Here is a 9,889-nt window from a genome sequence, read left to right on the forward strand (position 1 = left end):
TACCCGCCTCCACTGTGACGGCCATAGCCCTGCCCTCACCAGCTCGCCCCAGAGGACAACCCAGAGGCAGACCCGGACTTCTTCAGGGGCAAGTAGCTAGTGCGGTGACCGCGAACGTGGGCTGGGGCTGGTGGCATGCCGGTGAAAAGGACATCGAGCACACGCCCAGCCCTTCGCGGCGGCCCGCCGGGCTCGGACCTGCTGCCACTCGTGCTCACGGGCCCACCGCCTTGGCTCGGAGGATGGATGAGCACGGCTTCCAGCGCGGCCGCGAGGTGGGCGCGGGCGTACTCCATCGTCGGCTCGTAGAGCTCTCCGAGGGGACGGATGGGCGGGTGCGCACAGGTGGCGGTCGTCGCGGATCCGCTCCAATTGCTTGCGCTGGGCGCAGCCGATCAGTTCGAGCTTCTCCGCCGTGTCGAGCAGCGTCTTCTCCAGGGCGAGCATGATCGGAATCGCTTCGGACTCCGCACTGCCCTGGGCTCGCTCCACGTCGGCGACCAGGTCCTTCGCGTGGCTCTCGCCCTCTTCGTGGAGGATCTGGGCCTTGGCAATGAGGTCGGCGCAGACAGCTGTCCACGTCAGGACAGTCTCACCGCGGGCCGAGCCGGCGGCGTAGCAGCGGTACGCCTCGCTGACGAGGGGACGCAGATCCGGATTGAACACGCGGTTCACGCGCTCTTCGAGGTCGATCATGTTGCCCCTCCCGGTGCGCCCGTCCCACTTGCCCTCGGAACGATCCCATTTCCCGCTCCGGGTCCCGGAGCGGCTTCTCCGGTAGCTATGTGCTGGTACCGGCACATAGCTACCGCGTTGGTATGGGAAAGCAGACGAATATCCGCCTGGACGACGCCGTCAAAGCAGCTGCTGAGGACCGGGCCAAGCGCCGGGGCCTGAGTTTGCAAGGGTACGTGGCTGACCTGATCGAGGCGGACGTGAATCAGTCCCGCGCGGCCTTCATGGCCGGCGCTGTATCGTTCCTGGCCGCATACACGGACGTGTTCGATGCGGAAGTCGGTGAGGACCGGTGCCCCGGTCTCCCGGAGACCCCGGCGGAGACGGCACCGAGGGGCGCGGCGTGAACCTCCGGATGGACCTCGCGTGGATCTTGGCAGTGGCGCAGCAGATTCCTGGAGATCCCAAGGTCTTCGACTACGGCGTCCCCGCAGCGGCGGAGGCACGTCACCGGGCGGAGATCCCTGGCCACCTTCCTGCCCCCGCCCGTAGCGTCTGGGGAGGGATGCCACGGGAAGCGTGCCCTGCGTTGAGCACGTAGCGTCACTCATGGCGACAGCACGTCCGCACGCCAGCTGCCGCTGGTCGCAAAGGCACTGGGCAAGCAGATGCTCGCCCCCCTCATCGCGCTCCTGACTGCTCTTGCGTTCGCTCCCCCGCTCCTGGCTCTCCCACTCTTTCCCTCGGTGCGCAAAAGGCCCCTGCGGCGGCCGCCAAGACGGCCGCCCTCGCGGCCCGTTGCGGGAGTTGCGGATCCGGGTGGGCACGCAGGAGCACCAGCTGGTGGTAGAGGGGCGCCGTGGCCGCGATCAGCAGGCCCGTTGCGTCCGTGTCCTCTTCTGGGAGCTCACCTCGCTCGATGGCGCGCTCCACGAGGATCTCGCACTGGGCGTAGCGGTCCGTCCACAGCTGGGTCTGCGCGTGTGCGGCCTGTTCGGAGTGGAATGAGGCGGCCATCAGGGCGAGGGGGAACGAGGGCTGTACGACCAGGGATTGCTGGATCTCCTGGTTGAGGGCTGTCAGGTCGCCGCACAGCGAGCCGGTGTCCGGCGGCTGCCAGTCGATCTCGCCGGCGGCGTTGATGACGTCGACGAGCAGGCCGCCGACATCGCGCCATCGCCGGTAGACCGTGGCCCGATGCACTCCGGCCCGCGTCGCGACGCCCTCCATCGTGAGTCCGTCGTGGCCACTTTCGGCGAGTTGGGCGCGTACGGCGTCGAGAACCTTGGCGCGCGTGCGGGCGGTGCGGCCGCCCGGTCGGCGGTCGGCGCGTGTGTCACGTGGGTCTGTCATCGGCAGTCAGTATCCGGTTGATCAGGGGGACGGTCCGTGCAACGATCCTAACGCGACAGATGTCGCCTTAGGCTTCATGGAGAGGAACTGCCCCCGTAATGCCGCCTGTTCCCGCTGATCCCACCGTGCTCCACCCGATGCCCGAGCACCCGCGCGTGGTTCTACTCAAACCGCTGGTGAAGTCGCCGCTGATCGAGGTCGGCGACTTCTCCTACTACGACGATCCGGGCGACCCGACCGCGTTCGAGACGCACAACGTCCTGTACCACTACGGACCCGAGCGGCTTGTCATCGGCAAGTACTGCGCGCTGGGGACGGGCACCCGTTTCATCATGAACGGCGCCAACCACCGCATGGACGGTCCTTCCACCTTCCCCTTCCCCACCATGGGGGGCTCCTGGGCAGAACACTTCGACCTGATCACCGACCTGCCCGGCCGGGGCGACACGGTCGTCGGCAACGACGTGTGGTTCGGCCACGGCGCCACGGTCATGCCGGGCGTACGGATCGGTCACGGCGCGATCATCGCCGCCGGCTCCGTGGTCAGTGGCGACGTCCCCGACTACGGCATCGTCGGCGGCAACCCCGCCCGACTCATCCGCACCCGCTACGACGCCGCGGACATCGCCCGGCTCCTGGCCGTGGCGTGGTGGGACTGGCCCGTGCAGCACATCACCCGGCACGTACGGACAATCATGTCGGGGACCGTGGCCGACCTGGAGGAGGCCGCCGCGCGGATCGACCTGCCCTGACACCGCATCCTCGCCACTGGCCGCACCCGCCTGTGCCTCCGTCCGCACCCGTCCCGCGCCAGAAACGAGTGATCGCCCGTGCCCATTGACCTGCCGTGGTGGGGCAACACCGCGCTCGGTCTCGCCACCACGACAGCCAGCACCGAGCGAGCACTACGCCTGCGCTACAGCTGGCTGCTCGACGGCGGAGCAACATGAACGCGCGTCTCCGCCCCGGCCGATGGGAGGCTCGCGAAGCTCGACGAAGTCCGGCAAACCCCACCTGAGCGAAGGGCACTTCGTGTGCCGATCTGTCCCCGTAGGGGATCGACGCCCGTTGCCGGGCAAGACGCTGCCGCTCTGCGTCGGCGAGCGGGCCGGGCGAACGAGGCAGGCCGGCCAATGGGCTCCCCCGCCGCTCTGCTCGCAGGTTGCCCGCCGACCCCGACCAGTCTGTCGACCACTGACCCCCGGCCACGATAACGAAGCGGTCATTACACGCTCAGAACACGGTGGTCGGGCCCGACCACCAGCCCTCTACGGGGGTCCCCGGCCCGGGAGAGGCGGGAATCTGCTCAACGGCCGGGCACGGTGCGCACGGTGGCAGGCGGCGTCCGAGCCTGCTGCCGCGCACTTGAGCCTCCGCCAACTTGAGATCACAGGTCAAAGGGCTGGCGTGACCGGCTCTCGGGGTGCTCACGCCGGTCCCGGGTGGCTGCCTGCGCAGCGGGCCATCTGTCAGCGATCGGTTTGGAGATCTGTCAGGAAGAGCAGGGCGTCTCGGAGGCAGTCGACGGGCGCCACAGTGCCCGTGGCGCCGACAGCCGGGCGGTATGGATCAGCCCAGCGATGCAGTTGCCGCACGCAGGTCTTCCAGGGCTGCCAGTGCATATGGCGCAAGCCCTTCCGTGTCATCACGATCGCTTTCAGACCACTGGGCGTATCCCTGCTTGAACGCGAGGACTCCCAGCTCGCCGGCGAGGTGCGCGGTCGGGTCGGGGATACCGCGGGCGATGAGCGCGGCTGTCATGGCGGCCGCGAGACCGACGCTCTTGAGGGCGTCGCGCTCTTGCAGTTCGGTGCTGGCTGCCACGGCTGCTTTGAGGCGGGGACCAAGTTCGCGGTTCGTGGGTCCCATGGCGCTCGATGCGCGCTTCAGACCGGCTGCCACCGCCTGGAGCGGGCTGGCGCTCTCAGGGGCCTCGGTAATGCCGTCGGCGAGCAGCCTGCTGAGCGTCTCCTGGCCGGCGACCAGCAGCTCGCGCTTGTCGGAGAAGTGCCGGAAGAAGGTGCTTTTGGTGACGCCGGCGCGCTCGGCGATCTGCGTCACCGTGGTGGCGTCGTAGCCCTGCTCGGTGAACAGGTCGACGGCCGCAACGACGAGTCGCTGGGTCGCCCCCGGTTGCCATCTAGCCATGAGACCAGGATAGGCGATGGGACACCTGTCCCGTCACTCGGTGTATGGTCAGTGATGGGACAATGGTCCCATCACTTTCAGGGAGAGCTCATGCATGTCTTCGTCACCGGCGGTACAGGCACCATCGGCTCCGCCGTCGTCGCCGAACTCCTCGGCAACGGCCACACCGTTCTCGCACTGGCTCGCTCGGACGGCTCCGCGCAGGCTCTTGAAAGCGCTGGTGCCAAGGTGCTGCGGGGAGACCTGGCGGACCTCGGCGTCCTGAGGTCCGGCGCAGCGCAGTGCGACGGCGTGATCAGTCTGGCGTTCGGACGCGACTACAGCAGTGCGGACGCTCTCGCGCAGTCCATCGCCGAGGAGAGCGCCGCCCTCACCGCGCTGGGGCAGGAACTCATCGGAAGCGACCGCCCGATCGTCACGGTCTCCGGGACGCCCCAGGTGCCCGGACGCGCCTCCACCGAGGCCGATCCGCTGCCGACCAACGGACCGGTGGGCGGCCGGGGCCGTTCGGTCAATGCGCTGCTGGACCTCGCCTCACGCGGTGTGCGCAGCACGGCTGTCCGCATGCCGCGCACGGTCCACAACGAGGGCCGGGGCGGATTCGCCGGCCTGTTGACCGATCAAGCGCGCCGCACCGGGGTGGCCGGCTACCCGGGCGAGGGCACCCAGCGCTGGCCGGCCGTGCACGCACTCGACGCAGCCGTCCTGTTCCGTCTGGCCCTTGAGTCCGCACCGGCCGCAACGGCCTGGCACGCCGTCGCCGACGAGGGCGACGCGGTGCGGGACATCGCCACCGTCATCGGCCGGCGACTGGGCCTCCCGGTCGAGGAGGTCCCGCAGGAGAACTTCGGCCCGTTCGGCCCGATCTTCGCCATGGACCAGCCGGCGTCCAGCGCCCGTACCCGCGATGCCCTCGGGTGGCAGCCTGCCCGCTCCAGCCTCCTCGAGGACCTGGAAACCATTCAGCCCTGACGCACACAGGTTCCGGGGCACCGGACGGGGTCCTTTCAGGTGACGCCGCAGATCGGCGAGGTGGCAGACGGTCCGAGTGGCCAGCGGCAGACGGCACCGGAACCGGAACCGGCAGACAAACGGGCAAGTGCCTGCGGCGTGCTTTTTGGTTTTCGTCACACCATTCCAACGGCCGCCGGGGGAACCATGGTTACGCCCGCGCCGAGCTGCCGAGGGCAGCAGATCAGGTCACAGGCGGGTGGTGAAGCGGCGGCCCCCGGGCAGTTTGCGCAGCCCACTGCGGTCGACCAGTTGGACCAGCTTCCCGCACACAGGCACCAGCTCGTCCCGCACGCTGACATCGATTCCCGGGGCGCCGCCGACCTTCCGGGCCATGACCGGTCCGGCGGCCAGCCGCACGGTGCGAGGATGCGCCGGCAGTCCGGCGGGAACACGGTCTCCTCCATCTCCGGCGTCCGGTGCGCGACCAGCATCACCCCTCGTCCGCCCGCCTGTCCGGGCAGCGGCGCGGCCGAGGCGCGTTCGCCAGCAAGCTGTTCGCTCACCCGCTCAACCTCAACAACCCGCTCCGCGACGGCGAGCCCGTCCCACCCGGCCCGCACCTCCGCCAACTCCCTGGCAAGCAGTTCCTCACGTTCGTCCAGCTCCACACGCCGCGCAGTGATCCGTTCCAGCAGCCCGGGATCCATGCCCCGGATGGTAGAAGGCCGCCTGGCCTCAGCTAGCAGGAATCAGCGAACCATCCGGCTCCGTCAAACGATCTACTCCGCAGACTGCCGCCGACGACCAGCACGAGCACCCAGAGAACCGGTCACGCCAGCCCTTTGACCCGTGATTCCAAGCTGGAGGAGGCTCACTGCGCACTGCGCATACAGCGCGATGGTGTCCGCCGACGCACCCGCTGCGCAGCGCCATCGCTACGGCGATGTCATCGGCGAAGGGCGGCCCGTTGCGCAGCGGGCCTGCTCTGCGCAGCTGCGTGCGCGGTGCGCAGAGCAGGCCCGACACCGCGATGACCGCCCGGCCGGTCATCGCCGACGGAGCAGTCATCATCGCCCGGCGTTCTGCCAACCGATGCGGCTGCGCTGCGGGTTGGGCAGTGGCCGCCTGCAGTCATCCGAACTCCGGCACAGGCCTGGTGGTAGATATCGACCACCGTCCCCGACGCCGCCCCGACCACCACGTCGCCGGCCCCGACCACTGCAGGTCAGCGCGTTGCGCACCCCACACCGCCCGGCACCGGTCCTTGCGCCTGCACCGGGCGCATACCGATCAGTGAGCAAGGGACCGCCGATGCGCAGCCGCCGATGCGCAGCCACGCATCACAACGACGACAGACCATCACCGCCAGGCGACGGCCCACAGCGATCAGCAATGACCGACGAGCGACGGACGATGAGCAACGACCCGCGGGCGACGACCGATGAGCGATGAGCGATGCGCAGCAGGCGACGGCGACGGCGACGGCCGATGAGCAATACCGGTGACCCGCCGCCATCAGCGCAGTGCGCCCCCGTCTCCGCCGGGTGCCGAGCCTCACCGCCCACGCCGAGCCGGAGCGGTCGGGGTGGGCGGTAGATACCGACCACCGTCCTGGCCTTCACCCCGACCACGCAGGTCAGCACGCCGCGCAGCGCCAGCCGCAAGGACACGGCGCCGGTCCCAGCCCACGAGGGACGCTGTCCGGGAGAGGCCGGGTGGTAGATACCGACCACCCTCCTCCGGCGCTATCCCGACCACTGGCGTGGCAGCCCCGACCACACAGGTCAGCGCGCAGCGCCAGGGCCGGTCTTCAAAGTCCCGCCTGCCCTTCGGGCGACGACGCGACTTTGCGAAAACGGCCTAGAGCTGCGACGCCCCTCCGTCGACAGGGAACTCCGTTCCTGTCGAGAAGGTCGCACCGAACGCCAAGTACGCCACCGCGGCGGCCACTTCCTCGGACGTCCCCAGCCGCTGCATCGGAATGGTGCTCCGGTAGGTGTCCTTCGTCGCCTCGACGACATCGGCGGGCAGCGAGGAGCGGTCCAGGATGCCCGAGTCGATCGGGCCGGGGCTCACGGCATTGACCCGCACCTTGTGCGGCAGCAGCTCGCGGGCCAGGGTGCGCGTCATCGACCGCAGGGCTGCCTTGCTCGCCGAGTAGATACTGAGCGCGTCGAGGCCCAGGACGTTCACCACCGACGTGGTGAGGACCACGCCGCTTCCCTCGCGCAACAGCGGCGCCAACGCCTGCACCGTGAAGTACGGGCCCTTGGTGTTGATGTCGAACAGCGTGTCGTACATCTCCTCCGTCGTCGAGTCGAACGGCGCGGACTCGGTGACGCCGGCGTTGACGAACAGCGCGTCCACCGCACCGAACCGCTCCTGGACCGTGCCGGCCAGCGCCTTGATGTCCTTCAGGGACGCGGCGTCGCTGCGGACGCCGACCGCCTTGTCCCCCAGCTGCTCAAGCGCGCCGTCCAGAGTGGATCGGGTGCGGCCGGTGATCAGTACGTGCGCCCCGCCGTCCGCGAACAACCGGGCCGCAGCCAGGCCGATACCGCTGCTTCCGCCCGTGATCACGATCTTCTTGCCGTCATAAGTGGTCATGCCCTCAAGCCAAATGCCCACCCGCACACCCTGTCCAAGACCTGTTCCGTATGCCGTCATGCCCCGGGCGTATGACGACGCTCGACGTACCCTGAGCGAATGGACATCGATCTGCGGCTCGTGCGCTATTTCACGGTCGTGGCGGAGTACGGCAACTTCGGCCGCGCCGCCGCCAAGCTGCACCTGGCGCAGCCGTCGCTGAGCCGCCAGATCCAGCGACTTGAGGCTCAGCTCGGTGTCCGCCTTTTCGACCGCTCGCCGCAGGGCAGCAGCCTCACCGACGCCGGTCAGGCATTCCTTCCCGGGGCCCGGATACTGCTCCAGGAGGCCGAGCAAGCCGCTCGCACGGCCAGAGCCGCCGTCCAGCCCCGTACCGTCACTGTCGGCTGCGCCGAAGGACTGGTCATCACCGCCTGTGTGCAGGAACTGCGCCGCTGGCACCCCGACGGCCAGGTCCGCACCCGGCACCTCGACTGGCGGGACACGCACGCCCTCGCCGAGCGGCGGGTCGACGCCCTCGTCGCATACAAACCCCTGCCCTGGCCCACGGACGGCCTCCGGGTGACCAAGCTCCATCAGGAGCCGCGGGTGCTCGTCACGTCGGCGAGTCATCATCTGGCGAACGAGAAAGCCGTCAGCCTGCGGGCTCTGTCGGACGAGGAACTGGTGGCCTGCGTCAGCACTCCGGTCGTCTGGAGCACGCCCAAGCCGGTCGACGACCGCCCGGCACCACCCCCGCCTGCAATCGACGACAGCTACGAGGACAAGCTGGAACTCATCGCCACCGGCCACTGTGTCGCGATCTTCCCTGCCAGCGATCGACGCGCCGCTGTGCGTGAGGACATCGCCCTGGTGCCCGTCATCGACATCGATCCCTGCGAGCTCGTGCTCGTCACGCGCGCCGGCGACCCCAACCCGCTGCTCAGATCCCTGGAAGACGTCGCACGTACATTGCTCGGCACAGCCTCCCGACAGGAGAACAGCACGCTGGCGATCAGCTGACCCCTCGCGGCGGCGTCTCCAAATGATCTTGTGTGGTGGATCACGGTCGGGTGATATGTCGTCATGAACTGTCTGATGCCGAGCGGGAGTTCGCCCGTCCTCTGTTGCCTCGGTCGGAGCGAGGGCGGAAGCGGTCGGATGACCGGACAGTCCTCAACAGGATGTCTGGAAGTTCCGTAAATGGCGCGGCATCGCGACCCGCTACGACAAAACCGCCGAGTCCTACCAGGCTCGACTTGGTCCACCACGTTGATTTGATCAGCAACTTGTCCGCCATCTCGACGTGACTCATCCGTCGCGCACGATATCGATGAGGTCCGGGAAGCGCCCCTCGCGTCGGGCCCTGGTCAGCTGCGAGCAGAGCCTGCGGGCACCCGTACAACGCTACGGCGGTGCTCCCCTCGTTCGCCGCGGCGCCGCGGCCCAGCCGTCCAGGAAGGCGACCAGGGTGCGGCGCTGGGCTTCCTCACGGGCGATCTGCCGCGCGAGGACGTCGCGGCCGCCACAATCCAGGGCCATGCCTGACTGGATGCCCTTGTGGGGGACGACCGTGCTGATCGCGCTCGGGACGTCTCTGCTGACGTCGATCGTCGCGGGACGGTACCTCTCGCCCCTCCTCGAAGTCCGCAACCGGCGCTTCCAGGCGAAAATGCTGGCGCGCGAGAAATTCCAGGAGAACATGCTGGACACCCTGTCCGCCGGAATGCATCTGCGTGCCGTGCCGGTGGCGCCGGCAGCGAGCGACACGGTCCGCACCGCGCTACTGGCAGAAGCCGCTCGTTGGAGCGCCCAGGTCGACGAGACGACCAAGTACCTCACCGACCATGCCGTGCAGCTGCTCGTTGCGTATCGCGGGTCGCGGCTCCCGGAGCTGGCGGTGCGGTACTCCGGCACCGCGCGCGCAGCGTGGATCTCGGACCGGAGCAAGGACCGCAAGCTACAGTCCGGTGCACAGCCTTCAGCGGGCCCATTCCTGGACGGAACTCGAACGGCTACTGACCGAACTGGAGACGCCGGAGCCTGCGAGCATGTAAAAACGGGCCGCACTAACTGGTTCTAACGAAAGCGGTTGATCATGTGACTGTTTGCGTGTCGGCTCGTTGGTCTGGTTGTGGCGAAACATCAGTAGCGGCCGTGGATCGTGCCGGAT

General features: G+C 68.7%; 11 protein-coding genes. 5 read left to right on the forward strand and 6 right to left on the reverse strand.

Annotation, left to right across the window (positions count from 1 at the left end):
- Positions 1-96: 96 nt before the first annotated feature.
- Entirely contained in the window at positions 97-696 is a 600-nt protein-coding gene (locus AB0E78_RS41650) for a hypothetical protein (protein WP_361844874.1), read from the reverse strand.
- 122 nt (positions 697-818) lie between these two features.
- Between AB0E78_RS41650 and AB0E78_RS41655 the strand changes: the two genes are divergently transcribed.
- Entirely contained in the window at positions 819-1,082 is a 264-nt protein-coding gene (locus tag AB0E78_RS41655) for a hypothetical protein (protein WP_361844877.1), read from the forward strand.
- A 274-nt stretch (positions 1,083-1,356) separates the two neighbouring features.
- Here the strand turns inward: AB0E78_RS41655 and AB0E78_RS41660 are convergent, their stop codons facing one another.
- The gene (locus AB0E78_RS41660; protein ID WP_361844880.1) at positions 1,357-2,028 is read right to left on the reverse strand and encodes a TetR/AcrR family transcriptional regulator; all 672 of its coding nucleotides are present in this window, start codon (positions 2,026-2,028) and stop codon (positions 1,357-1,359) included.
- A 98-nt stretch (positions 2,029-2,126) separates the two neighbouring features.
- Here AB0E78_RS41660 and AB0E78_RS41665 point away from each other — a divergent pair, with 98 nt between their 5' ends.
- Positions 2,127-2,780 (forward strand): CatB-related O-acetyltransferase, encoded by a 654-nt coding sequence (locus AB0E78_RS41665; RefSeq protein ID WP_361844883.1) that lies wholly within the window; start codon positions 2,127-2,129, stop codon positions 2,778-2,780.
- A gap of 817 nt (positions 2,781-3,597) precedes the next feature.
- Here the strand turns inward: AB0E78_RS41665 and AB0E78_RS41670 are convergent.
- A complete protein-coding gene (locus AB0E78_RS41670; protein WP_361844886.1) occupies positions 3,598-4,176 on the reverse strand; it encodes a helix-turn-helix domain-containing protein in 579 nt (192 codons plus the stop codon).
- A gap of 90 nt (positions 4,177-4,266) precedes the next feature.
- Between AB0E78_RS41670 and AB0E78_RS41675 the strand changes: the two genes are divergently transcribed.
- Complete coding sequence (locus AB0E78_RS41675; RefSeq protein WP_361844889.1) at positions 4,267-5,148, forward strand: SDR family oxidoreductase; 882 nt, start codon at positions 4,267-4,269, stop codon at positions 5,146-5,148.
- A gap of 228 nt (positions 5,149-5,376) precedes the next feature.
- On the opposite strand, the gene AB0E78_RS41680 is transcribed toward AB0E78_RS41675, so the two are convergent.
- Both AB0E78_RS41680 and AB0E78_RS41685 read right to left on the reverse strand, forming a co-directional pair.
- Positions 5,377-5,547, reverse strand: coding sequence for a hypothetical protein (locus tag AB0E78_RS41680; protein WP_361844891.1), 171 nt, complete (start codon positions 5,545-5,547; stop codon positions 5,377-5,379).
- A 1,443-nt stretch (positions 5,548-6,990) separates the two neighbouring features.
- Entirely contained in the window at positions 6,991-7,737 is a 747-nt protein-coding gene (locus tag AB0E78_RS41685; RefSeq protein ID WP_361844894.1) for an SDR family oxidoreductase, read from the reverse strand.
- 99 nt (positions 7,738-7,836) lie between these two features.
- On the opposite strand from AB0E78_RS41685, the gene AB0E78_RS41690 reads away from it, so the two are divergent.
- Entirely contained in the window at positions 7,837-8,739 is a 903-nt protein-coding gene (locus AB0E78_RS41690) for a LysR family transcriptional regulator (RefSeq protein WP_361844897.1), read from the forward strand.
- 384 nt (positions 8,740-9,123) lie between these two features.
- On the opposite strand, the gene AB0E78_RS41695 is transcribed toward AB0E78_RS41690, so the two are convergent.
- Positions 9,124-9,258 (reverse strand): hypothetical protein, encoded by a 135-nt coding sequence (locus AB0E78_RS41695; RefSeq protein WP_361844899.1) that lies wholly within the window; start codon positions 9,256-9,258, stop codon positions 9,124-9,126.
- Between AB0E78_RS41695 and AB0E78_RS41700 the strand changes: the two genes are divergently transcribed.
- On the forward strand, positions 9,257-9,799 hold the full coding sequence (locus AB0E78_RS41700; RefSeq protein WP_361844902.1) for a hypothetical protein: 543 nt from the start codon (positions 9,257-9,259) through the stop codon (positions 9,797-9,799). The two genes, AB0E78_RS41695 and AB0E78_RS41700, sit on opposite strands and share 2 nt — an antisense overlap.
- Positions 9,800-9,889 lie beyond the last annotated feature (90 nt).

This window comes from Streptomyces sp. NPDC032198, from assembly GCF_040636975.1.
Taxonomy (GTDB): Bacteria; Actinomycetota; Actinomycetes; order Streptomycetales; family Streptomycetaceae; genus Streptomyces.